We start from the raw sequence: 24,657 nt of genomic DNA, 5'->3' as shown, positions 1-24,657 counted from the left end.
ATCGAACCGGAAAGGACAAAAAATGAAAATAGCCATCGGAGCCGACAGCGCCGGCAAGCCGCTGCTCGATGTCATCGCCGCGCATCTGGCGACCAAGCCCGGCCTCACCGTCAGCGACCTCAGCCAGGCCGGCTTCTATGCCGACCTGTCGCAGAAACTTGCCCTGACGATCGTCGAAGGCGAGAACGATCGCGGCATCCTGTTCTGCGGTACCGGCATCGGCGTCTCGATCTCGGCCAACAAGGTGCCGGGCATCCGCGCGGCGCTCACCCACGACACCTATTCGGCCGAGCGTGCGGCGAAGTCCAACAACGCCCAGATCATCACCATGGGCGCACGCGTCATCGGTCCGGAACTGGCCAAGGCCATCGTCGATACGTGGCTGGCCTCGGAGTTCGACGAGAAGGGTCCGTCGGTCGGCAACGTCCAGGCGATCGACAGGCTCGACGCGGCAAAGCCCGTGTGACTCGCAGGTTCCCGGCATAGGCTGGGGCCACTTTGGCCGCTGGGTGTGTGCGGCAAGGCTGGCCCTATTTCTGTCTGCCAAGCCTGGCCGCAAGGGAGCGGCGCACGTCCTCTTCCGCCCCGTCCAGCAGCTCGACCAACAGCTTGCTGGTGGCGGCCGGATCGCGCTTTTCGATGTTCTCCACGATCCGCCGATGCAGGCCGAGCGAGTGGCGCTGACCGGCCGGATTGTCGTCCGACAGCCGGAAGCTGATCACCAGTGCGGTCTCGATCAGGGCGGCGAGCGAGCCGATCAGCTCGTTGCCCGACATGTGCAGGATCGCCTGGTGGAAAGCCAGATCCGGTACGGCGAAGCGTTCGCCGTCGTCGCCGGCCCGTTCCATCTCTTCGAGGAGTGCCCGCAATTCGGCGATCTGCACCGGACTGGCGCGCTCCGCGGCCAGCCCACCTGCCGTCGGCTCGATCGCGCGGCGCAGTTCGAACAGGGAGCGCGCCTCCTCGGCCGTCGTTCTCGAACCGAAACGCCACAGCAGCACGTCCGGATCGAGGAAATTCCAATCCTTGCGGGGGCGCACGCGTGTCCCCGTACGAGGGCGCATTTCCACCATGCCCTTGCCCGCCAGCACCTTGACGACTTCACGCAGGCCGGTGCGGCTTGCGCCATAGGAGGCGCTCCAGTCGTCGCCATTCGGCAACTGGTCGCCCGGAACCAATTCGCCGCGCACGATGCTGAGACCAATCTCGTTGAGCAGTCTCGCATGAAGGCCGGAATGGGATGAACCGGCCATCCGCGAGGTCATCCGGGGTGCCCGGGGAGGGGCGTTCGAAATCTTCATACTATTCTCATTATTCATACGATTGTCACGTGCCCATCCTAGTGAGCACATCGTTGAACCTCCCGCCAGAGCGATCGACGAACCAAAGCGCAGATAGCACCCGAAGAGCCACAAAAAATCTCGAGTCTTGTCATCGCCGACGGCGCCTTGCCGTCGTTGGTCGATGTCGTGCGCGTCGAGCCGTCGATCATACACACCAACAGGAACGCGCCAAAAATGTCTCCCAAGATGATTGATCTCACCGGCAAAGCCGCCCTCAAGGGAACGGCCCGCCTTCCGAAAACCATAACCTCCTGCATTGTCCTGTCCAGCGCCCTTGCCATGACGTCGGTGCCGGCGTTTGCCGTCGAGCCCTGGATCATGGTCGAGAAGACGACCTTCACCGGTGACGCGATATCCTCAAAACAGCAGGGCGTGACCACGGACGGCACGAACTGGTATTTCTCCGGCACCAATATCCTCGAGCGCACGGACAGGAACTACAACCCCTCCATGCATGTCTCGCCTGCCATTCCCGACGCTCTCAAGCTTCCGTCGCAATATTCCGACATCGGGCTGAACCATATCGGCGATATCGATTATGCCGACGGGCTGCTCTACATTTCGCTGGACTCGAGCCAGCGCGACCCGGTCACCGGCGGCAAATACGAAAACCCGGTCTTCGCGGTGTACCGCGCGAGTGACCTGAGCTTCACCGGCCAGGCTTTTTCGCTCAATCCGCCTCACGGCATCCATGACATTGCCAGCTGGGTGGCTGTCGACGCCAAGAATGGCCTCGGCTACGGCATGGCCTATGAAAACGCGACCGAGATCGCCGTCTACAATCTGTCGGACTGGAGCTTCAAGGAATACATCCCGCTGACCCATACCATCGACCAGGCACAGGGCGGCAAGCTGCTCGGCGGCTGGATGTATTTTTCCACCGACAATGACGACAAGATCATCTACCGGGCAAACCTCAAGACGGGCGAAGTCGAGAATCTCGGCAATCTGAAAATCGACGGCGAGCAGGAAATCGAGGGTCTTTCCTTCAACCAGACGAAGGATGGCTGGTCGATGTACATCCTCAATCGCGAAGCGCTGGAGGGCAACCCTGACGAAGAAGCGGTTGGCTTCTATCGCTATCTGCGCCCCTATGGAAACGCGCTCTCCGGGGAGATTCATGCCGACATCAATGGCGCGCTGGTCGAAGACAGCCGCTTCGCGCGGGATGCGGCAAACAGTCGATTGCAATCCGCCTTCGACGGGGTCTCCGCCCCTGTCCTGACGACCGCCAGCATCGACGCCGGCGGCATGCACGCCGCGCCCTCCACCGCCGACGGCATCGTGATCTGGAGCGAGGCGCTTGCGATGACCGGCGATGCGAAGGCTTCCGGCGATGCCGCCGCCTTCGGCCGCAACACCGCTGGATTCATCGGCGGCGCCGACGCACCTCTCGGAAACTGGAGGCTCGGCGTGCTTGGCGGCTACAGCCACTCGAGCTTCGATGTCACCGACCGCGCCTCGTCGGGCTCGAGCGACAACTACAATCTCGGTGTCTATGCCGGCACGCAGTTGGGCCAGTTCGGTTTCCGCGCCGGCGCGATCTATGGCTGGCATGACATCGAGACCAGGCGCAGCGTCGTCTTCCCCGCCTTCAGCGAACAGCTCTCGGCCGACTACAATGCCGCAACGGCGCAGGCTTTCAGCGAAGTGTCCTACCGGTTCGACATTGGCCGCAATGCCTTCGAGCCCTTCGCCAACCTCGCCTATGTCCATCTGAAGGCCGATAGCTTCACTGAAACCGGCGGCACGACATCGGCACTGTCAGCTCAGGGGACGAGCACCGAAAAAACCTTCTCGACGTTCGGCGTTCGGGCCTCGACCCAGTTCGACACGGGCGCGACCAAGGCTGCCCCTGCACGGCATGCTGGGCTGGCAGCACGCCTATGGCGACGTCGGTCCGACCTCAAATCTGACCTTCAACACCGAAGCATCCTTCACCATTTCGGGCGTGCCGATCGCCAGGGATGCGCTGGCGCTCGAAACCGGGTTCGACGTTCTCCTGTCGTCCAACGCCACGCTGGGTGCGTCCTATTCCGGCCAGATCGCCAGGGACGCGCAGGGACATACCTTCAAGATCAATTTCGATCTGAAGCTATAGCCGGGCATTGGCACGGCCGTGCCTCCCGTGGGTGCCTGAAGCGGCAATCCCTATGGGTGGCGCGGCCCTGCGCGGTGGTTGGTCGGTGTGAGGCGTTAGCCCATGCTTTTTGTCATGGCATGGATGACGGTGACGGCCGATGCAGCGCCCGGATCCATGTGGCCAAGCGACCGCTCGCCGAGCCGCGAGGAACGGCCTTTGGCCGCGATCATGTGCTTTGTCGCTTCCGCGCCGCGCTCGGCGGCGGCAAGGGCTGACCCAAGGCTTTCCGCCAAAGGCTTGCCGGCCGCATTTGCAGCGATGGCCGCTTCTGCCCCGGGTTGCCAGGCGTCGATCATTGTCTTTTCGCCGATCTCGGCCTTGCCGCGATCCTTGATGCCTTGCGCCATGGCCTGCAGCAGCGCGACGAATTCGGCGTCCGCCAGCGTCGCCTTGCCCTTGACGGCGGCGGCGGCGCGCATGAAGGCCGTGGCATAGAGTGGACCGCAGGACGCGCCGACGGCATTGAGAAACGATTTCGCTGCCGTGTTGAGGAGCGCGGTCGGCTCGGTCGCCGCAAGGTCGAGCGATGCCAGCGCATCGCGCACGGCGTTGAATCCGAGCGCCATGGCAATGCCATGGTCGGCGTCGCCGATGGCGCCGTCGAGTTGGCAAAGCCGGTCCCTGTCTGCTTCGATTGCCACCGCGATGGCGTCGAACATTCTTTTCAGGTCGGAGGCACCGATGGTCATGGAACGCTCCTCAGCCGGCGCGGAACATGGCGCAGTCGCAGGGCTGGTCGAGCATCGCCTGCAATTCTTCATCGAGATGGAACAGCGTCACCGAAGCACCGGCCATTTCCAGCGACGTGCAGTAATTGCCGACCCAGGTCGCGTGGACGGAAACGCCGATTGCATCGAGCCTCTGCCTGACCCGGCGGTTCATGATGTAGAGCTCCATCAGCGGCGTCGATCCCAGCGAATTGACCAGCACCGCGACCTTGTCGCCGCGCTTCGGCGCCATCTCGGCTAAAATCTTGTCGACCATCTCGTCGGTGATCTCATCGGCGGTCCCGAGCTTGCCGCGCGCGATGCCGGGTTCGCCATGGATGCCCATGCCGATCTCCATCTCGTCCGCGCCGATCTCGAAGTTCGGCCGCCGCGTCTGCGGCAGCGAGCAGGGCGACAGTGCCACGCCCATGGTGAAGGTGCGGTCGTTGGCCTTGCGCGCGATGCGTTCGCATTCATCGAGGGAGAGCATGAGGTCGCAGGCCGCGCCGGCCGCCTTGAAGATGAAGAAATTGCCGGCGACACCACGGCGCTTCTGCCGCTGGTCAAGCGGTGCCGAGGCGACGTCGTCGGTGGTCAATACGGTGCGCACCTCGATATCGTCCATGCCGGCCATCTCGGCCGCCATGTCGAAATTCATCACGTCGCCGGCATAGTTGCCGTACATGAACAGGACGCCGGCGCCGCCGCTGACCGCCTTGGCGCATTCGAGGATCGGATCCGGTGGTGGCGAGGCAAAGACGTTGCCGATGGCCGCCGCGTCCGCCAGCCCCTTGCCGACAAAGCCGAGAAAGGTTGGCTCGTGGCCGGAGCCGCCGCCGATCACCAGCCCGACCTTGCCGGGCCGCGGTCCGTCGCGGGCGATGATCGAGCGCGGGCTGCCCTCCACGCTTGTGAGATGGCGAGAATGCGCGGCCAGGATCCCTTCGAGCATCTCGTCGACGGCGCGGTTGCCGTCATTGATGATCTTCTTGGTCTGCACCGGCATCCTCCCGAACTCGGCAGTTTCCTGGAAACCCATTGCGCTGAAATGAATTCACGCGACGCGTTTCCAGGTCTTTGTCTTGTGCATGTCTTGTCCCAAAACCGCTGCGCAGTTTTGGGCGACATGCATCCGATACTACCGGCTGTCACCGGGATTTCCACCCGGCTTCAGTGCTTCAGGCCGCGATCTTTTCCCGCGCGGCCAGGATCTGCACACAGGCCTTGGCCGCTTCCTCCCCCTTGACCGTGAAGTGCTCGAAGAAGAAGCGATGGTGCTCGGCGCTGTCGTGAAAATTGTGCGGCGTGAGCACCGCCGAAAGCACCGGCACGCCGGTCGAAAGTTGCACGTTCATCATGCCGTCGATGACGGCGCCGGCGACGAAGTCGTGCCGGTAGATGCCGCCATTGACGACGAACGCCGTGCCCAGAATCGCGGCATAGCGGCCGGTCCCCGCGAGTGTCTTGGCATGCAGCGGAATCTCGTAGGCGCCGGGCACGTCGAAGACGTCGACGGCAAAGCGTCCGCCGCCGATCTCGGCCAGCTCCGCCTCGAAGGCTTGCACGCACTGGTCGACAATGTCGGCATGCCAGCGCGCCCTGATGACGGCGATGCGGATTGTTTCATAGTCTTTGTGGGAATGCTGATTCATGGGTCCATCCTTCCGTTTCGAACCAGAATCAGGACGCACGATACGAAATCCGGCCCGCCGAAGCGGTCCGTTTTTCGTTTCGTTCTCTTTCATCCGGACTCTAACCGTCGGCTCCGGAATCACACCGGATCTGCTGACCTTTCCGGTTTTGCCGGAAAGCGCTCGCGGGCTTCGGCCGAAACCGTTACCGCCGGTGGGGACTTTCACCCCGCCCTGAGAACATTAACGGCTCTGTATGGAAGGATGGGGGTGCCGCTGTCAACTGCGCCAGAGGCCGCTGGCCAATTACGTTCTGTCGACTGGAGCAATGCGATGAGAGGATGGCTCTATCGGGTGCGCCACGCTGCGGCCGAGGCTGCAACCAGCATCAGCACCGCCGCGACCATCGCGCATGTGGTAAAGCCGAATCCGGAATAGAGCGGCCCGAAGCCGGTGGTGCCGACGAACACCGCGAGATAGGTCACCGCGCTGTTCAGACCCATGATCGTGCCCCGCCGTGACGGATCGAGCGCCGACAGGCGCATCACCAGCACGTTCAGGCCGAAATGATTGGCAAGCCCCCAGGCGGTAACCATGGCGAGCGTCAGGCCATAACTGTCGCTGGTCGCGGCGATCGCCACGTAGACCATGGCGACGAGAAGATAGGCGAAAGGCATGACGCGCTGGGCGCCCAGGCGATCAATGGTGCCGTCGAAGAGCGCCGCCGTGCCAAACCCTGCGCCGTAGGCGAGGGCCGCCAGACCGTTGGCGCTGACCGGCTGCCCAAGTCCGCTATGAAGGTGATCGCCAAGATAGCCATAGACACCGTAGAAGGCGGTCATGAAGGCGCCGCAGGCAACCAGCAGCGGCACAATGCCGGGGATGTTCAGCGCCTCGAACGGCGCGGGCGCCGGCCCGGTCTTTCTGACGTCCGGGAGCGACGATGCGCTGAGACCGCAGAGCGCCAGTGTGGCAAGCAGCGCCACGGCGGCGAAGACGGCGCGCCAGTGAACGAGATCGGCAAGCACCGCCGACAGCGAAACGCCGGCCACCATGCTGAGCGTCCATCCGGTCAGCACCACGCCGATCGTGCCGCTTTCGCGGCCAGGCGGGGCGATGGCCGCGGCACTGGCATAGATTGCCGGCATGGCGACACCGGCGGCAATGCCTGCGACAAGCTGCGCGGCAACCAGCGCGCTCACCGTCGGCGCGGCCGCGCTGGCGACTAAGGCCAGTGCCAGCAGCAGCAAGGCCGCCTGCAGCATTCGGCGCGCCCCGACCCGGTCGATATGGCGTGCCAGGAACAGGGCGCTCGCCGATGTGCCGAGGCCGAAGGCCGCCGCCGCCATCATCACCCTGGGAACGCTGGTCGCGAACGATACGGCCACCGACGGAGCGATCGGGCCCAGCACCAGCGAATTCGAGCCGATCACGGCGATGCATCCGGTCAGGAGATAGGCAAGGGCCGGGATGGGCGGCCTGGTGTCCGCGCCCAAGGTTGCAGATTGATCATTGTTCGACATATCATCATAATGGCCGTATTAAATTCCGTGACAATCGGGAATGTCGATATGGATAAAGAAACAGATGGCATTCCGCGGAACAGGCCGGCGGCCCGGGATGTCGACGCGACCGACCGAAAGATATTAGGCGTTCTGGTCGACGACGCGACGGTCAGCTATGCCGAGCTCGGCGATCGCGTCGGCCTGTCGCCGCCGGCAGCGCATGAGCGCGTCAAGCGGCTTCGGCGCAGCGGCGCTATCCGCAGTACGGCCGCCATCATCGATCCCAACGCGGTGAGAAAGCCGCTGCTCACCTTCGTCCACATCGACACCAGTGGCTGGGGCAAGACCCCGGAATTGATGGCGATCTCGGAATATCCCGAAGTCGAGGAGATCCACACCGTCGCCGGCGATACATGCGTCTTGCTCAAGGTGCGTACCGAGGACACCAAGGCACTCGAAGGCCTGCTGTTGCGTCTCTACGAGACACCCGGCGTCACCTCGACGCGCAGCTACGTGGTTCTGGCGACCTACCTCGAACGGCCGGTACAGCCCGGGATCACGGCGCAGTGGCCGACGCCGAAGCACATGGGCAAGCCGCTCTACTGAAGCATTTCAGGAAAGTGTGCGGCGGGCTCCGTCGGGAATTGCGTAAAAACAGAGAGTTGGAGCGGATCGGCGATTCTATCGCTGGACCGCTCTGACGGATGACGCCGCCCGGTCCTGCTATCCCCGCTCGGGGAACATCGCCATCAGCCCTTCGCGCGATGCCTTGGCGATGCCGCGCTCGGTGATCAGTCCGGTCACCAGCCGTGCCGGCGTCACGTCGAAGGCGGGGTTCCTTGCCGGTGTTGCTTCGGGCGACACACGCACCTGGGCGATTTCGCCCTTGGCGGTCTTGCCCCAGACCAGCGACACCTCGTCGCCCGAGCGCTCCTCGATCGGGATTTCGGCGAGGCCGTCGCCCACCGTCCAGTCGATGGTGGGAGAGGGCAGCGCGACATAGAACGGCACGTCATTGTCGGCTGCGGCGAGCGCCTTCAGATAGGTGCCGATCTTGTTGCAGACATCGCCGTCGGCGGTGGTGCGGTCGGTGCCGACGATGACCATGTCGATCGCGCCGCGCTGCATCAGATGGCCGCCGGCATTGTCGACGATCAGCGTGTGCGGCACCCCGTGGCCGGCCATTTCCCAGGCGGTCAGTTGGGCGCCCTGGTTGCGCGGGCGTGTTTCATCGACATAGACATGGACGGGAATGCCAGCTTCGACAGCGAGGTAGATCGGTGAAGTCGCTGTGCCGTAGTCGACCGTCGCCAGCCAGCCGGCATTGCAATGGGTGAGGATGTTGACCGGCTCGCCGGGCTGTTTGTGCGCCGCGATCGCCTTGATGATTTCAAGGCCGTTCTTGCCAATCGCGCGGTTCAGCCCAACGTCCTCGTCGGCGATTTCACTGGCGCGCCGATAGGCGGCCGCGGCGCGTTGTTCTGTCGGCAAAGGCTGCAGGAAACGCCGCATCTCGTCCAGCGCCCAGCGCAGGTTGATTGCCGTCGGTCGTGTCTCGTGCAGAGTTTCCCACACAGTGTCGAGCGCTTCGTCGGATGCATCATCCGCCATCTGCATGGCGACGCCGTAGGCCGCGGTGACCCCGATCAACGGTGCGCCGCGCACCCACATGTCGCGGATCGCGGTGGCGATGCCGGCGACCGTGTCGAGCTTCTCGACGCGGAATTCATGCGGCAGCCAGCGCTGGTCGATGATCTCAACCGAGCGGCCGTCGTCGCTCAGCCAGATGGTCCGATAGTGGCGTTCGCCGACGTTCAAATGCTGTTCTCCCGTTCGATCAGCGCGGCCAGATTGTTGACCTCGTCGATGCTATGGATCTGGCGCCGGTTGACGGCGATATGACGGCCGAATTTCAGCGCCTTCGCCTCACAACTGGCGCGCAGATCTTCATCGGCAATGGTCTCGAAGTCCGCATTGTGGGCGAGGCCGAGGATGCGTCTGTGCACCTCGATGCCGGCAAAGCCGAGCAGATCGTCCCAGATCTGGTGCAGCACATGATCGAGTGCCTGCTCGGCGCCCAGCCTGTCGCCCTGATCCTCGAACAGGCTCTTCTGGTAAAGCATGCCGTTCCGCTCGGTGCGCCACAGATGCGAGAACTCGGCACGGAACACCGCCCATGTCTCGACGACGACATCGAGCAGATAGGCGCGCATGGCATCGCGCTTGCCCTTCCGCTCATGCCCGCGTTGCGAGAAGAACGACATCCAGAAATTGGCGAGCAGCATGCCGACGTCGAACGCCATCGGGCCGTAGAAGGCGAACTCGGGATCGATCATCCGCGTTTCCTGGTCGGTGACCATGATCGAGCCGGAATGCAGGTCGCCATGCAGAAGCGTCTCGGCATTGGCGGCGAAGATGTGCTTCAGCCGTTGCGCCTCCACCTTGAGGTCGCGGTCGGCCCGGAACTCGGCCACCAGCCCGTCGAGCTGCGGACTGGTGTGGCGGTTCATCTTGGCGTCGAAATAGGGGTCTGAGAACACCAGGTTCTCGGTGATGTCGCAGAGTTCGATATTGTCGGCGAACAGCGCCAGGTCCGCCTTGCGATCCTTGGTCACCATCGACAGGTCGGATCCGCGGAACAGCGTACGGGCCATGAACAGGCCGATATCCCTGGCAATGTTCGGCAACTGGCGCCCGTCGATCAGGGCGCGCCTGAGAATGATGTGTGGCGGCGCCAGATATTCCATGATGATCAGAGCCTGGACCTCGTCGAAGTAGTAGATCGCCGGCACCGAACCCGGCGCACGCGCCTCTTGCCGGGTCAGCGCGTGATACTCGAAGAAGGAGCGTTTGAGCGGCAGCGGCCAGCTGTCGCCGACGAGGCGGACATAGGGCAGGGCCTGCTTGACGATGGCGCCGCCACTGGCGCCTTCGACGATGAACACCAGGTTCAGATTGCCGTCCCCGACTTCGCGGACTTTCCAGGCGCTCGCGTCCCTGCCGATCTTCGCGCAGAGCGCTTCGTTCATGCCGAGACGTGTTGCGAGCGTCTCCACCGACAATGCTTCGAACGGCAATTTCCCAGTCATCCTCATCCCTCCCGCCTGTGTGCTCCGATCATAAGGGAGCCTTGGCGGCGGGGCCAAGCTAGGAAGCTGTCTGGCAATTGTCAATCGTGTTGACAATTGCCGATATTGACCATAGCGTCGTCGTCAGGGAGGAACGCATGGTCGGCAATGCCGTGTTCCGCGTAGAGGGACTGAGGAAATCCTTTGGCCGCAACGAGGTGCTTGGCGGCATCGCGCTGGACCTCCATGCCGGTGAAGTGACCGTGCTGATGGGCGCCAACGGCGCCGGCAAATCCACCCTCGTCAAGATCGTCAGCGGCGTCTACGAGCGTGGCGGCGGCACCATGACGCTCGCCGGCCAGGACTTCGCACCGAACACGCCGGCGGAAGCGATCCGCGCCGGCGTCGTCACCGTGCACCAGAACATCAATGACGGTGTTGTCGCCGACCTCGATGTCGCCACCAATCTCACGCTCGACAGGCTGAGCGGCAAAGGCGTGCCGACCCTGTTCAACCCCGTCCGCGTGCGCCGCGAAGCCAAGGCGGTCGCCGACCGCATGGGGTTGGCCATCGATCTCAAGGCACGCGTCAGCGATCTGTCGCTGGCCGACCGCCAGATGGTGGCGATTGCCCGAGCGCTGGCGCACCAGCCGAAAGTGCTGATCCTCGATGAGCCGACCTCGTCGCTCTCCAGTGCCGAAGCCGACAGGCTGTTCGCGCTGGTCGACCGGCTGCGCGAGCAAGGCGTGGCGATCCTCTATATCTCTCACCGCATGTCGGACATCAGGCGGCTCGCCGACCGCATCGTCTCGATGCGCGATGGGGTCGTCTCGGGCGCCTTCGACACCAAGCCGCTCGACTATGAAGGCGCGGTCAACGCCATGCTCGGCCGCAAGATCCATCTCGACCAGATCGTCGCCAGGAGTTCGGCCAGGGCGGTCCTGACCATCGAGGGGCTGCGCATCGCGCAGGGTGCCCGGCCTATCTCGCTGACGCTTGGCGATGGCGAGGTCGTCGCCATCACCGGCCTCGTTGGCGTCGGCAAGACCGCTCTTGCCGAAACGCTGTTCGGTGTGCGCCGGCCGCTCGCTGGCACCATGACGATGAACGGCAAGCCTTACGCGCCGCGCTCGGCGGGCGACGCGATCGCCGCCGGCGTGTTCCTCGTCGCCAAGGATCGCGCCAGCAGCGGCATCGTCGGTGGCTTCAACATAGAGCGCAATGTCAGCCTGCCTTTCCTGAAGCGTATGTCGAATTTCAGCGTGCTCAAGCGCCGCCTCGAACGCGCCACCGCGCGCCGGCAGATCGAGCAACTCGGCATCGTCTGCCGCTCGGAGAAGGACGAGATGTCGGCGCTGTCCGGCGGCAACCAGCAGAAGGTGATGGTCGCCCGCTGGATGGCGCAGCATGCCGCGCTGTTCATCCTCGACGAGCCGTTCCAGGGCGTCGACATTTCGGCAAGGCGCGACATCGCCGCCAAGCTGAGGGCAAGCGCCAATGGCCGTGCCACGCTCTTGTTCGTCACCGAACTCGACGAAGCGCTGGAGACGGCCGATCGCATCCTGGTGATGTCGGAGCATACGATCGTCGGCGAACACCGCAATGCCGATGTCGACCTCGACCGCCTTTTGGCCGAGGTCGCCGGCGGACCGCTGCACAGCGCTGCCTGAGGGGGGCGGTGAATGGAATTGGAATGGAGAGACCATGGGTTGGAGTTGGGTAAAAACGGCAGCGGCGCCGGGGTGCGCCGAATGACGCTGCGCGACTATGCCATCCGCTATGGGTTCATCGTGCTGCTGTTCGGATTGGTCGCCTATTTCGCGATCGCCGCCGGACGGGTTCGTCTCGCCGCAAAGTGCAGTCTTCATCTTCCAGTCGGTCGCCATCACCGGCGTGCTGGCGCTCGGCGTTACCGCCACCCTGGTGGTCGGCGGTTTCGACCTGTCGATAGGCTCGGTCGCGACCTCGGCCATGATGGCGGCGGCCTATGTCATGGTGGTGCTGGAGCAGAACGCGCTCGTGGCGGTCATCGTCTGCCTGTTGATCGGCGCCCTTGTCGGCCTGATCAATGGCTGGCTGATCGTCTACATGCGCGTGCCGGACCTTTTGGCGACGCTCGGCATGATGTTCCTGCTGGTCGGCCTGCAGCGCATCCCGACAGAAGGCCGCTCGATCGCCACCGGCATGACCATGCCCGACGGCTCGGTCGCCAACGGCAAATTCTCCGATGCCTTCCTGGCGCTTGGCCGCCACCGCTTCGATTTCTTCATCCCGAACCTCATTCCGGTGTCGGTCGTCGTGCTTCTGGTGCTGGCGCTGCTTATCTGGTTCTTCCTCGAATACACCCGTTTCGGACGCATGATGTATGCCGTCGGCTCCAATGAGCGCGCCGCCGAACTCGCCGGAGCGCCTGTCAAGGCATACAAGATCTGGGCCTACGTTATTTCAGGAGTTTTTGCCTCGATCGGCGGCATTTTGCTCGCCGCCCGGCTTGGACGCGGCGACATCGCCTCGGGTAATAATCTGCTGCTCGATGCGGTTGCCGCGGCGCTGATCGGCTACGCGGTGCTCGGCGCCGCCAAGCCGAACGCCTTCGGTACCGCCGTCGGCGCGCTGTTCGTCGGCATCTTGCTGCAAGGCCTGACGATGATGAACGCGCCCTACTACACGCAGGATTTCGTCAAGGGCGTGGTTCTGGTCGTCGCCCTTGTCTTCACCTTTGCCCTTTCGGGCAGGGACAGGGGCTAGCATTCGGCCGGACAGGATTTTGGGTTCAACAAAAGTGGAGGAAAACAAGGTGAACATCACAAGAAGAGTTCTGGGGAAAGTGGCGCTCGGGCTGGCCGGCGCAACCATGCTGATGCAGGGGGCATTTGCCGCGGACAAGCCGGCGCCATTCGACAAGCCCGGCGTCAAGATCGCGCTGGTGCGTTATCTCTCGACCGGTTACTTCTTCCAGGCCTATCTCTCGGGCGTCGAGGCGCAGTCGAAGGCGCTCGGCATCGACCTGCGCGTGCTCGACAGCCGCCAGGACGCCGCGCTTCAATCCGATATGGTCGACCAGGCCATCGCGCTCGGCGTGCAGGGCATCATCATCCAGCACGGCTTGACGGAATCGATGAAGGATGCCGCCCAGCGCGCCGTCGACGCCGGCATCAAGGTGGTGGCTTTCGACGTCAATGTAGAAAACCCCAAAATCCCGCAGGTCGAACAGTCGGACAAGGACCTGGCGCGGCTGGCGCTCGAGCAGGCGGTCAAGGACAATGGCGAAAGCTGGAATGCCGGCTATGTCTATGTCGCCGGCATTGCGCCGCTCGACCGCCGCAACGAAACCTGGGTCGACGTGAAGAAGAAATATGCCGGCATCAAGGAAGCCGCCATGTTCGGCACGCTCGACAATCCGATCGCCAACTCCGTCGCCAACCAGGCGCGCTCGGTGCTGTCGGCGCACCCCGACATCAACGTGATGTTTGCCCCCTATGACGAATTCGCCAAGGGCGTGAAGATCGCCGTCGACGAAGCGGGCCTGAACAAGAAGATCAAGATCTATTCGGCCGACATTTCGACGTCCGACATCGCGGCGATGCGTGAGCCCGACAGTGCCTGGGCCGCGACCGCGGCAACCAACCCGGCCGTCGTCGGCCAGGTCTCGGTGCGCGCGCTGGCGCAACTGCTCGCCGGCGAAGATCCCGGCCACAACGTCATCGTGCCGCCGACGCTGATCACCCAGAAGGAGCTGATCGACAAGGACATCAAGAACATGGAAGACCTGTCGGCCAAGCTGCCGCAGTTCGCCCATGCCGATGTCGCCATGCCCGCCTGGATGCCGAACCCGAACGCGAAGTAAGGCTCGCCAGTACAGGACGGAAAAGGGCGGCCAGTGAGCCGCCCTTTTTTGTTGCCTGTCGGGAGATGCTTACCGCAGCGCCGCGGCGATGTTGCCGCCGTCGACCGTCGTCACGTCGGCGGTGGTGCGATCGGCCAGTGCGTGATGCAGGAACGCCTGTGCCACATCCTGCGCCGTCACTTCCTGGCCGAGCAGATTGCCTGACATGTATTCCTTTTCCGACACGCCGCGCGCGCCCGAGCGGCTGGCGATCATCGCGTCGGTCAACAGCCCGGAGCGGATGCGATCGGCATTCACCGCGTTGGAGCGGATGCCATGGGCGCCGTAGTCGAGCGCGTATTGCCTGGACAGGAACAGCGTCGCCGCTTTCGGCACACCATAGGCGCCGAATTTCGGGCCCGGATTGACCGCCTGCTTGGAGGTGTTGAACAACAGCGCGCCGCCGGTGCCCTGTTCGAGCATGATGCGCACGGCGTTCTGCGCCGCCGACTGGTGGGCGAAGAAATTGAGCTCGAAGCTCTTGCGCAGCAGCGCATCGTCAAGCTCGCCGATGCGGCCTTCCCAGGCAGCACCCGCATTGGACACCAATATGTCGACGCCGCCGAACACGGCGACCGCCTTGTCGAAGGCGGCACGCATCTGAGCGGGGTCGGTGATGTCGGCGCCAACGCCGATCGAATTGTTGCCGGCTTTTTTTGCGGCATCGGCGGCCTTTTCAGCGTCGAGATCGACGACGACGGCATGGGCGCCATTGTCGGCAAACAGTTTTGCGGTCGCCGCACCGATTGCGCCGGCGCCACCGGTGATCAGCACCACCTGTCCGGTCAGCGGCTTCGGCTTGTTGGAGGCGAGCTTGGCCTGTTCCAGCGACCAGTATTCGAGTGGGAACAGGTCCGCCTTGGACAACGGGTGGAAACGCCCGACCGCCTCGGCGCCGCGCACGGCCTCGATCCACATCTCGCCGACGTCCGATGCGATCCTGGCATCCTTCAACGTGCGGCCATGACCGAACATGCCGAGCCCCGGCACCAGCGTCAGCCGCGGCATCGGATCGAGCATGGTGCGCTTGACGTCGTCGAGCGCGTCATTGGTTTCGAAATAGGCGCGATAAACGCTGGCGAAAGCGTCGACATGGCTCTTGATCACCGCCTTGTAGTCGCCGACCTTGTCGGCATCGGGTGCCGGCACGGCCATCGGACCTGTCTTGATGCGGATCGACAGATCCGGCGTCGACACGCCGCGTCCGGCATAGTCGGCGATCGCAGTCGAGTTGATGAAATCGACGATCGCGTCCGAGGTGCGGAAATCGCTGATCATGCGGTCGAAGCGGCCTTCGCCGCGTGGCGCCGCGACAGCGCCGCGCAGCATGGGCGCAATGGAAGCCGGCGTCGCCAGCCTTGCCGGCAATGCCGCCTTGGCCGGCTGCGGCTTGGCGTGCTTGGCTACATAGTCCTCGGCGACGTTCACATAGTGGATCATCCGGTCGTAGGCCTGCCTGGCGTCGTCGCCGAAAGTGAAGATGCCGTGCTTGTCGAGGATCAGGCCTTCGACATCTGGATCGGCATCGAAGACATCGGCCGCCGCCTTGGCGAGGTCGAAGCCCGGCATGATGTAGGGTACGTAGCCCATCCTTGCTCCGAACACCTTTGCCACCAGCGGCTTGCTGTCTTCCTGGTCGACAATGGCCAGGATGGCGGTCGAATGGGTGTGGTCGACGAATTTGTGCGGCAGGAAGGCATGCAGCAGGGTCTCGACCGAAGGGTTGGGCGAGGCGGGGTCGATGAGGTTCGCCCGCTGCAGCGCGACCATATCCTCGTCGGAAAGCCTGTCCAGCTTACGCGCCTTGAGCAGGGCGCCCATCTTGACGGCGGGCAGGCCCTGCGGCTCGATGACGGCCATGTCCCAGCCGCTGCCCTTGACACACAGCACGTCCCATTCGTCGCCGACGAGGTCGGTCGCCTTGATCTTGCAGGAGGTGTTGCCGCCGCCGTGCAGGACCAGCTGTGGCACGCCGCCCAGAAGCCGCGTCGTGTAGACACGCAAGGCCAGGTCGCGGCCGACACCCTTCTTTGCATAGTCGGCAACGAGTTTTTCGGCCGCGTCGTCGTTCCACAGATTCTTCATGTTCGCTTCGTCCAGTTGCTGTCTTTGAGTGGTGAAACAGGAATGCCGCGACGCCTTGATGACAATGCGTCGGCAAAGGATTGGTTTTTTCAGGATGCCTTTTCTGCTGACGTTCCAGCATGATCGAGCAGCCGCTGCGCCATGCGCGCGCCGACCACAAGATGCGTGCAGAGGCCGCCGGCGATCGCCGCGAGCAGCGGCTCGAACTTGCTGTCTTCCTGCACGACCATCAGCCGTTTCCCGATGACGCGCAGTGAAGCAAGCCCCGCCGAGATCACCCGCCGGTTGTAGCTGCAGTCGAGCAACTCGCCACCGGCATCGATGATCTGCCCGGCAATGACACCGGCGGCACCTTCCCTGCGCAGTGCCGCCATCTCGGCTGCCGTCAGCGCGCCGCACTTCACCAGATGGCTGTCGGCATCGACCGCGCCGATGGAATAGAGCGCGAGATCGCAGTCGCTGATCCCGGCAAGCTGGTCGCGGATCACCGGCTCGGCGCGCAGGCCTTGCGCCAGGTCCTCGGTCGACAGCACCAGAGGCGCGTAGAAGTTCAGGCCCTTGGCGTTAAGCCGCCGCGCGATTTCCATCGTGCACTGGTCGGGCCGGTAGGAATAGGGCGCGCCGAGATTGCCGCAGAGCTGCACCACGGTGACGTCCTGCAGGTCGGCATAGGACATGATGTCGGCGATGGTGTAGACGGTGCGGCCCCAGGCGACGCCGATGCGGTCGCCTTTTCTGACGAGTTCCAGGAAGACGCTTGCCGCCAGCACCGCGATATCGGTCGAGGGGTCGGCGAGATAGGCGTTTTCCGGGGCGATCCAGACGGCGTCGAGCTTGAGCGCGTCTTCCAGCCTGCGCGCCATGACGTCGTCGGTGAAGAGCTGCGTCGAGGTCGAAATGTTGACGATGCCTGTCTCGCGCGCCTTGCGCAGATACATGGCGACGGAAGCGCGCGAAATGTTGAGTTGATTGGCCACTTCGTCCTGGCGAAGCCCATGGGCATAGTAAAGCCAGGCCGCCTTGTGGATGAGCTGTTCTGCCGGTCGGATCGCCATGCCGCCTCCTTGGCTGACAATAGTCACGGCTCTCGACAAAAGTCAAATTTGGATGAACAGGAAGGAATCTTCTGCCGGGGCGGCTCGATCGAGATCACCATTCCAGCAAGTCGGCGCAGTATAGCATTCTCAGCCCTTCAGGGGGGATAGCGTGACGACGAGCCTGGGGTTAGAACGCTCGAAAAGACTTTGGGGAGGACGGGATGGCCAATCCCTACGAACAGGATCTCGACAGGAACGCCGCCAACCACCAGCCGCTGACGCCGCTCACCTATCTGGAGCGCGCGGCAAGAACCTATCCCGACCGCATTGCCATCATCCATGGGGGACAGCGCATCAGCTATCGCGATTTCTGGCGCTGCTCCCTGAAGCTCGCGTCGGCGCTGCACAAGCACGGCATCGGCAAGGGCGATACGGTGACGGTCATGCTGTCGAACACGCCGCCGATGCTGGAGGCGCATTTCGGCGTGCCGATGACCAAAGCGGTGCTGCACTCGCTCAACACGCGCCTTGATGCAGCGGTCATCGCCTTTCAGCTCGATCATGCCGAGACCAAGGTGCTGATCGTCGATCGCGAGTTTTCCGGAGTCGTGCGCGAGGCGCTCGGTCTGGCCAAGGCCAAGCCGCTGGTCATCGACTACGACGATCCCGATTACGCCGCTGACGCGCCCTATCCGAAAGGCGAGCGGGTCGGCACATCAGACTATGAGGATTTTGTCGCTGGCGGCGACGAGGATTTCACGTGGTCGATGCCCGACGACGAATGGGACGCCATCTCGCTCAACTACACGTCGGGCACGACAGGCAATCCCAAGGGCGTCGTCTACCATCACCGGGGTGCCGCGCTGATGGCCTACACCAACACCATTCATGCCGGCATGGCCAAGCACGCGGTCTATCTCTGGACCCTGCCGATGTTCCATTGCAATGGCTGGTGTTTTCCCTGGACGCTCGCCGTCCAGGCCGGCACGCATGTCTGCCTGCGCTGGGTGCGGCCGAAGCCGATCTATGACGCGATCGCCGATCACGGCGTCACCCATCTATGCGGCGCGCCGGTGGTCATGTCGGTGCTGATCAACGCCAGGGAGGAGGACAAGCGCGCGTTTGCGCAAACGGTCACCTTCAACACGGCGGCCGCGCCGCCGCCCGAAGCCGTGCTGTCGGGCATGGCGGACGCCGGCTTTGCCGTCACCCATCTCTACGGATTGACCGAAACCTACGGTCCGGCTGTCGTCAACGAATGGCATAATGGCTGGGACGCACTCGACAAAGGGGCGAGGGCGGGCAAGAAGGCACGGCAGGGCGTGCGCTATGCCGCGCTCGAAGGCTTGACGGTGATGGATCCCGAGACCATGGCCGAAACGCCCGCCGATGGCGAGACCATCGGCGAGGTGATGTTCCGTGGCAACATTGTCATGAAGGGCTACCTGAAGAACCGCAAGGCAACGGACGAGGCTTTCGCCGGCGGCTGGTTCCACTCGGGCGATCTCGGGGTCATGCACCCCGACGGCTACATCCAGCTCAAGGACCGCTCCAAGGACATCATCATCTCCGGCGGCGAGAACATTTCCTCGATCGAGGTCGAGGACGCGCTCTACAAGCATCCCGCCGTCGCCTCCTGCGGCGTCGTGGCGCGTCATGACGACAAATGGGGCGAGGTGCCTGTCGCCTATGTCGAGCTGAAGCCGGGCAAGGAGGCGAGCGAAGCGGAGATCATCGAGCACTGCCGGGCGCTACTCGCCCGCTTCAAGGTGCCGAAAGCGGTGATCTTCGCCGAGATACCGAAGACCTCGACCGGCAAGATCCAAAAGTTCCGGCTGCGGGAAATGGCCAAGGTCGCCTGATGCCTCACGCAGCTTAGCGTAAATATTTTTGTGGCCCCGCATCGTTGGACCGCCTGGTTCCGTCTACGGGGTGTCACCATCTGTCACCTATTGTACGCGTACGTCGAATTCGCGTTGACATCCCGCCTTTTTCGATTTACGACTGACGAAAATCGAAATTCGTCACTCGTTATTTGACAGAGAGCTATGTCCGAAGCCGCCAACATCGTCGCCGACGTCGCCCGACAGGAAAATGTAACGCGCATTCTCGATTGTGCGGAGCGCCTGTTCCGGCACTATGGCTACGGCAAGACCAACGTCGCCGACATTGCCCGCGAACTCGGCATGTCGCCGGCCAACATCTATCGTTTCTTTGCTTCCAAGGTCGAAATCCACCAGGCCGTCTGTGGCCGGATGCTCGGCGCCAGCTACAAGATGGCCTACGAGATCATGCACCTGCCGATCAGCGCCGAGGAGCGGCTGCGGCGCTACGTGCATGCGCAGTACAAGATGACGATGGAGGTCATGCTCGACGACCAGAAGGTCCACGAGATGGTCATCGTCGCCCTCGAGCGCGACTGGGGCGTCATCGACAAGCATGTCGACAGCATCCACGATCTCTTCGCCGAAGTGATCAGCGATGGCATCGAAGCCGGCGAGTTCAGGAAGCAGGATCCGGTGACCGCGTCGCGTTGCTTCGGTGCCGCCACCGTCATCCTGTGCCATCCGCAGATGGTGGCGCAGTGCCTCGCAAAGACCAATCGGGCGATGCCCGAAGAGCTCATCGATTATGCCATCAGAGCCTTGAAATAGCCGCCGCCAGTCGGTGCCGGTGTCGACAGTCCGTCTCCAGTCGGGAGTATCAAGATGTTTTTGCCCAGTTCCATCCTTCGCAAGCTGCCAGCTGCCGGCCTGATCGTCGCATCGCTTGGGCTTGCCGGCTGCTCGCAGGAAAAAGCGGAGGTGAAGGACATCATCCGCCCGGTCAAGGTAGTCGAGATCGCCCAGGCGCATGACACCCGCACGCTGTCCTATTCCGGATCGGTGCGTGCCCGGACCGAGAGCACGCTGGGTTTCCGCGTCAACGGCAAGATCACCGAACGTCTCGTCGACATCGGCCAGCGCGTGGCGCCTGGCGATGTGCTCGCCCGCATCGATCCCTCCGACTATGACCTGTCGGTCAAGAGCGCGCAGGCCGCGCTGGATGCCTCCGAACGGCAGGTCGAGACCGTCGAACTCGCCCGCAAGCGCGCCGAGCAGCTTTTCGCCAAGAACTTCGCGCCGAAATCGCAGCTCGAACAGGCAACGCTGACTTATGACCAGGCTGTCGCCACGCGCGACTCCGCCCGCTCGACGCTTGCCCAGGCTAGGAACCAGGTCGGCTACACCGACCTCAAGGCCGACAGGGACGGCATCGTCACGGCGGTCAACGCCGATGTCGGCCAGGTGGTCGGGTCGGGCACGCCGGTGGTCACCGTCGCGGTTGATGGCGAAAAGGAAGTGCTGATCGCGGTTCCGGAAATGGAGATCGCGCAATTCAAGCCGGGCAAGGACGTCAAGGCGGGCTTCTGGTCCGATGCCGCTCTGGCGCTGGACGGCAAGGTTCGCGAGGTCGCCGGCAGCGCCGATCCGCAGTCGCGCACCTTTGCCGTCCGCGTCAGCCTGCCCAACGACCCGCGCGTGCTTCTCGGCATGACCGCAAATATCGAAGCGTCGGCAGCCAATGAAAAGCAGCTCGTGTCTATCCCACTGAGCGCGCTCGCCGAGAAAGACAGCCAGTCGATCGTCTGGACCGTCGATCGTGGCGCCGACACGGTTCATGCCCGTCCGGTCAAGGTCGCAGAGTTTGCCGCCGATGGCGTGCGGGTCGCGGAGGGATTGAAACCGGGCGATGTCGTGGTCGCCGCCGGTACACAGTTCATGACCGAGAACCTCAAGGTAAAACTCGCCGGCGGCGTTACACAGCAGTCCGCCTCGGCCGAGGGCGCCAGCCAGCTGCGCTGACGACAGACAGGTCGGCCGCGCGTTCCCGCGGCCGCAGGTTTCCGGGCGGCGCACGCCCGAAGGTCGAGACGTCAAGGCCGATGTACCCCCGCATCGATCCTCGCGTCCCACCGCGATGAGTGTCTCTCCGCTCGAAGAGCGACGCCGCCCGGAAACCAGTATCGAACGCAGATGATTTCGTTTTGCGCGCCAGGCTTCTTCGAAGCACATCCTCGAAGCACCAGGGCGCCGGCAACCAAGCAAAGTGGACCAGCACCGATGACGACCTCCACTGAAGAAAAGCGGCCCTTCAATCTCTCGCGTTGGGCAATCGGCCATCCCTCCATCGCACGGTTCCTGTTCGGGCTGATCATCATCGCCGGCGCGCTCGGCCTGATGCGCATGGGCCAGAAGGAAGATCCCGACTTCACCTTCCGCGTCATGGTCGTGCAGGCGATCTGGCCGGGCTCCTCGATCCAGGAGATGGAAGACCAGGTCGTCAACAAGATCGAGCGCAAACTGCAGGAGACGCCGCATCTCGACTTCGTGCGTTCCTTCACCCGGGCCGGCAGCGCCATTATCACCGTCCAGATCAAGGGCGACACCAATGCCGAAGAAGTCAAGGACGCCTTCTATCAGGTGCGCAAGAAGGTCAGCGATATCCAGGGCGACCTGCCGCAGGGCCTGCTCGGCCCCTATTTCAACGACGAATTCGGTGACACCTTCATCACGCTGCATTCGATCAGCGGCGACGGCTTCTCCTATCCGGAGCTGAAGAAGTTCGCCATCCAGGCGCGCGATATGCTCTTGACGACGCCTGGCGTCGAAAAGGCGGTCATCATCGGCGACCAGCCGGAAAAACTCTACATCGACGTCTCGTCCAAGGCGCTGGCCGAACGCGGCCTGACGCTGACCGACCTGCAGAACGCGATCAAGGGCCAGAACAACGTCGACCCGGCTGGTTCCGTCGATACCGGCGTCAATTCGGTGCGCATTTCGGTCGAAGGCGACGTCGCCAAGGCCGCCGACATCCGCGAGCTGCGCCTGCGCGCCGGCGGTCAGGTCACCCGGCTGGGCGACATCGCCACCGTCACTTCGGGGCTGGAAGATCCCTTCCAGCGCAAATACCGCTTCAATGGTCATGACAGCGTGCAGCTTGGCGTCGTCATGGCCAAGGGTTTTAAGGTCACCGACGTCGGCAAGGATGTCGAGGCGACCTACAAGCACTTCGAGGAAGCGCTTCCCTATGGCGTTTCGGTCGACCAGATTTCCGACCAGCCCGGCGTCGTCACGGACGCGGTCGCCGAGTTCATGCATGCGCTCGGCGAGGCGCTGCTGATCGTGCTTGTCGTCTCGTTCCTGTCGATCGGCTGGCGCTCGGGCCTGGTGATCGCCATCGCCATACCGCTGGTGCTCGCCGCCACATTCGCCATCATGTACGAAATCGGCATCGACCTGCAGCGCATCTCGCTGGGCGCGCTGATCATCGCGCTCGGCTTGCTCGTCGACGATGCCATGATCGTCGTCGAGATGATGGAGCGGAAGCTCGAGGAGGGGTTGGTCAAGATCGAGGCGGCGAGCTTCGCCTATTCCTCGACCGCCTTCCCGATGCTGACCGGCACGCTGATCACCACCGCCGGCTTCATCCCGGTCGGCTTCGCCGCCTCGACGGCTGGCGAATATGTGCGCACCCTGTTCTATGTCGTCGGCATCGCGCTGATCGTGTCGTGGTTCGTGGCGGTCTATTTCACGCCGTGGCTGGGGCATATGATCCTCAAGCAGCGCAAGCATGCCGGCACCCACCACGATGCCTTCGACACGCGTTTCTACCGCCGGCTTCGCTCGACCGTCGGCTGGGCGGTGCGCCACCGCATCATCGTGCTGGTCATGACGCTGGTGACCTTCGGCACCAGCCTGTGGGCCTTCCAGTTCATCCCGCAGAACTTCTTCCCACAATCGTCTCGGCCCGAAATCCTCGTCGACCTCTGGCTGCCGGAAGGCACCAGCATCAAGGAAGTCGAGACGCAGGCCAAGGCCCTGGAAGCCAAGATGATGGACGACAAGGACAAGCGTTTCATCGCCACCTATATCGGCGAAGGCGCCCCGCGCTTCTTCCTGCCGCTCGACCAGCAACTGCGCAACCCGAATTTCGCCCAGATGCTTGTCATGGCCAATGACGAGCCGGCCCGCGAGCGGCTGATCGTCAAGCTGCGCACGGTTCTGGCGCAGGATTTCCCGTCGATCCGCGCCAAGGTTGACCGCCTGTTCCTCGGACCGCCGACGGGCTGGCCCGTGCAGATGCGCGTCATGGGTCCGGATCGTCAGGAGGTGCGCCGCATCGCCGACCAGGTGAAGGCGAAGTTCCGCGAGGATCCGCTGCTTGGCGCCGTTCATGACGACTGGCTGGAGCCAGTGCCGGCGATGAAGCTGGTCATCGACCAGGATCGCGCCCGTGCGCTCGGCGTCACCTCGCAGCGCATCCGCCAGATGCTGCAGGCCGCGATGTCCGGCGCGCCGCTCGACGATTTCCGTGACGGCGAGGAGACGGTGTCCATCGTCGCCCGCGAGCCGGATGCCAGCCGCAGCCTGCTGTCCTCGGTCGACTCGGTCTATATCCCGACCGATTTCGGCGGCTTCGTGCCGCTGTCGCAGGTCGCCAAGGTGGTGCCTGTGCTGGAGCAAGGCATAGAGTGGCGCCGCGACCGCCTGCCGACCATCTCGGTGCGCGCCACTTTGCCCGACGGCGTGCAGTCCAACGACGTCGTCACCAAGATGTACAAGGACATGCAGGGTCTGCGCGACGGCCTGGCGCCCGGTTACAAGATCGAGATTCAGGGCGGGGCCGAGGATTCGGCCGAAAGCCAGGCTTCGATTGCCGCCAAGGCGCCGATCATGCTGGCCATCATCGTCGTGCTGCTGATGATCCAGCTACAGAACTTCGGCAAGGCGATGCTGGTGCTGGCGACCGGCCCGCTCGGCATCATCGGCGCTGCCGCGGCTCTGCTGATCAGCGGCGCGCCATTCGGCTTCGTCGCCATCCTCGGCGTCATCGCGCTGCTCGGCATCATCATGCGCAACTCGATCATCCTGGTCGACCAGATCGACCAGGACATTGCCAGGGGCATGGATCGTTCCGAAGCGATCATCGGCTCGGCGGTGCGCCGCTTCAGGCCGATCGTGCTGACGGCGATGACCGCGGTGCTGGCACTGATCCCGATCTCGCGCGCCGTGTTCTGGGGCCCGCTCGCCTACGCCATGATGGGCGGTATTCTGGTCGCGACCGTGCTGACCATCCTGGTGCTGCCGGCGGGATATGCGCTCTTCTTCGGCCGCGAGCCGAAGAAGGCGAAGACCGACGAGCAGGCCCAGGAGCCAGGAGAGATCGAAGGCATCGAACGGCCGCAATTGGCGTTGGCGGCGGAATAAGA

At 63.6% G+C, this 24,657-nt stretch carries 18 protein-coding genes, 2 pseudogenes and 1 riboswitch; of the genes and pseudogenes, 11 read left to right on the top strand and 9 right to left on the bottom strand.

Annotation, left to right across the window (positions count from 1 at the left end; all coding sequences use genetic code 11):
• Positions 1-22 precede the first annotated feature (22 nt).
• Complete coding sequence (locus C7I87_RS10865; RefSeq protein ID WP_149904184.1) at positions 23-466, top strand: D-erythrulose-4-phosphate isomerase; 444 nt, start codon at positions 23-25, stop codon at positions 464-466.
• A 64-nt stretch (positions 467-530) separates the two neighbouring features.
• On the opposite strand, the gene C7I87_RS10860 is transcribed toward C7I87_RS10865, so the two are convergent.
• Positions 531-1,253: a FadR/GntR family transcriptional regulator gene (locus C7I87_RS10860; protein ID WP_149904183.1), complete on the bottom strand. Its 723-nt coding sequence runs from the start codon at positions 1,251-1,253 to the stop codon at positions 531-533.
• Between the two features lie 264 nt (positions 1,254-1,517).
• Here C7I87_RS10860 and C7I87_RS36615 point away from each other — a divergent pair.
• Positions 1,518-3,215 (top strand): annotated as a pseudogene (locus C7I87_RS36615) (autotransporter outer membrane beta-barrel domain-containing protein); the annotation flags it as partial.
• On the top strand, positions 3,208-3,444 hold the full coding sequence (locus C7I87_RS36730; RefSeq protein ID WP_188393806.1) for an autotransporter domain-containing protein: 237 nt from the start codon (positions 3,208-3,210) through the stop codon (positions 3,442-3,444). The pseudogene C7I87_RS36615 and the gene C7I87_RS36730, both read left to right, overlap by 8 nt.
• Positions 3,445-3,539: 95 nt before the next feature.
• On the opposite strand, the gene dhaL is transcribed toward C7I87_RS36730, so the two are convergent.
• The 4 genes from dhaL to C7I87_RS10835 all read right to left on the bottom strand — a co-directional run bounded on the left by dhaL (position 3,540) and on the right by C7I87_RS10835 (position 7,347).
• A complete protein-coding gene (gene dhaL, locus C7I87_RS10850; protein ID WP_149904181.1) occupies positions 3,540-4,175 on the bottom strand; it encodes a dihydroxyacetone kinase subunit DhaL in 636 nt (211 codons plus the stop codon).
• 10 nt (positions 4,176-4,185) lie between these two features.
• Positions 4,186-5,199 carry a dihydroxyacetone kinase subunit DhaK gene (locus tag C7I87_RS10845; protein ID WP_188393795.1) on the bottom strand — a complete coding sequence of 338 codons (1,014 nt, stop codon included), beginning with the start codon at positions 5,197-5,199 and terminating at the stop codon, positions 4,186-4,188.
• Between the two features lie 172 nt (positions 5,200-5,371).
• Positions 5,372-5,845, bottom strand: a complete 474-nt coding sequence (locus C7I87_RS10840; RefSeq protein ID WP_149904179.1) for a 6,7-dimethyl-8-ribityllumazine synthase — start codon at positions 5,843-5,845, stop codon at positions 5,372-5,374.
• Between the two features lie 77 nt (positions 5,846-5,922).
• Positions 5,923-6,070: riboswitch (FMN riboswitch) on the bottom strand.
• Between the two features lie 101 nt (positions 6,071-6,171).
• The gene (locus C7I87_RS10835; protein WP_149904178.1) at positions 6,172-7,347 is read right to left on the bottom strand and encodes an MFS transporter; all 1,176 of its coding nucleotides are present in this window, start codon (positions 7,345-7,347) and stop codon (positions 6,172-6,174) included.
• Between the two features lie 48 nt (positions 7,348-7,395).
• Here C7I87_RS10835 and C7I87_RS10830 point away from each other — a divergent pair, with 48 nt between their 5' ends.
• Entirely contained in the window at positions 7,396-7,935 is a 540-nt protein-coding gene (locus C7I87_RS10830) for an Lrp/AsnC family transcriptional regulator (RefSeq protein ID WP_149904177.1), read from the top strand.
• A 117-nt stretch (positions 7,936-8,052) separates the two neighbouring features.
• On the opposite strand, the gene mtnA is transcribed toward C7I87_RS10830, so the two are convergent.
• Entirely contained in the window at positions 8,053-9,147 is a 1,095-nt protein-coding gene (mtnA, locus tag C7I87_RS10825; RefSeq protein ID WP_149904176.1) for an S-methyl-5-thioribose-1-phosphate isomerase, read from the bottom strand.
• Positions 9,144-10,418, bottom strand: a complete 1,275-nt coding sequence (gene mtnK / locus C7I87_RS10820) for an S-methyl-5-thioribose kinase (RefSeq protein ID WP_149904175.1) — start codon at positions 10,416-10,418, stop codon at positions 9,144-9,146. Before mtnK ends, mtnA begins: the two co-directional genes overlap by 4 nt.
• 137 nt (positions 10,419-10,555) lie before the next feature.
• Between mtnK and C7I87_RS10815 the strand changes: the two genes are divergently transcribed.
• The 3 genes and pseudogenes from C7I87_RS10815 to C7I87_RS10805 all read left to right on the top strand — a co-directional run bounded on the left by C7I87_RS10815 (position 10,556) and on the right by C7I87_RS10805 (position 14,244).
• Positions 10,556-12,067, top strand: a complete 1,512-nt coding sequence (locus tag C7I87_RS10815; RefSeq protein ID WP_149904220.1) for a sugar ABC transporter ATP-binding protein — start codon at positions 10,556-10,558, stop codon at positions 12,065-12,067.
• Positions 12,068-12,148: 81 nt separating this feature from the next.
• A pseudogene (locus C7I87_RS10810) lies at positions 12,149-13,145 on the top strand (ABC transporter permease).
• A gap of 49 nt (positions 13,146-13,194) precedes the next feature.
• Entirely contained in the window at positions 13,195-14,244 is a 1,050-nt protein-coding gene (locus C7I87_RS10805; protein ID WP_149904174.1) for a substrate-binding domain-containing protein, read from the top strand.
• Positions 14,245-14,313: 69 nt separating this feature from the next.
• Here the strand turns inward: C7I87_RS10805 and C7I87_RS10800 are convergent, their stop codons facing one another.
• Together C7I87_RS10800 and C7I87_RS10795 are read right to left on the bottom strand one after the other, a co-directional pair.
• Entirely contained in the window at positions 14,314-16,368 is a 2,055-nt protein-coding gene (locus C7I87_RS10800) for a bifunctional aldolase/short-chain dehydrogenase (protein ID WP_149904173.1), read from the bottom strand.
• An 89-nt stretch (positions 16,369-16,457) separates the two neighbouring features.
• Positions 16,458-17,423, bottom strand: coding sequence for a sugar-binding transcriptional regulator (locus tag C7I87_RS10795; protein WP_149904172.1), 966 nt, complete (start codon positions 17,421-17,423; stop codon positions 16,458-16,460).
• Positions 17,424-17,626: 203 nt separating this feature from the next.
• Here C7I87_RS10795 and C7I87_RS10790 point away from each other — a divergent pair, with 203 nt between their 5' ends.
• The 4 genes from C7I87_RS10790 to C7I87_RS10775 all read left to right on the top strand — a co-directional run bounded on the left by C7I87_RS10790 (position 17,627) and on the right by C7I87_RS10775 (position 24,655).
• A complete protein-coding gene (locus C7I87_RS10790; RefSeq protein ID WP_149904171.1) occupies positions 17,627-19,267 on the top strand; it encodes an acyl-CoA synthetase in 1,641 nt (546 codons plus the stop codon).
• A 186-nt stretch (positions 19,268-19,453) separates the two neighbouring features.
• Positions 19,454-20,059 (top strand): TetR/AcrR family transcriptional regulator, encoded by a 606-nt coding sequence (locus tag C7I87_RS10785; protein ID WP_149904170.1) that lies wholly within the window; start codon positions 19,454-19,456, stop codon positions 20,057-20,059.
• Between the two features lie 54 nt (positions 20,060-20,113).
• Positions 20,114-21,250, top strand: a complete 1,137-nt coding sequence (locus tag C7I87_RS10780; RefSeq protein WP_149904169.1) for an efflux RND transporter periplasmic adaptor subunit — start codon at positions 20,114-20,116, stop codon at positions 21,248-21,250.
• 258 nt (positions 21,251-21,508) lie between these two features.
• Positions 21,509-24,655, top strand: coding sequence for an efflux RND transporter permease subunit (locus C7I87_RS10775; protein ID WP_149904168.1), 3,147 nt, complete (start codon positions 21,509-21,511; stop codon positions 24,653-24,655).
• Positions 24,656-24,657 lie beyond the last annotated feature (2 nt).

Origin of the sequence: Mesorhizobium sp. SARCC-RB16n, from assembly GCF_008520305.1 — a bacterium.
In the GTDB taxonomy this organism is placed as follows: Bacteria; Pseudomonadota; Alphaproteobacteria; order Rhizobiales; family Rhizobiaceae; genus Mesorhizobium.
This window is presented reverse-complemented; position numbering and strand designations above follow the sequence as displayed.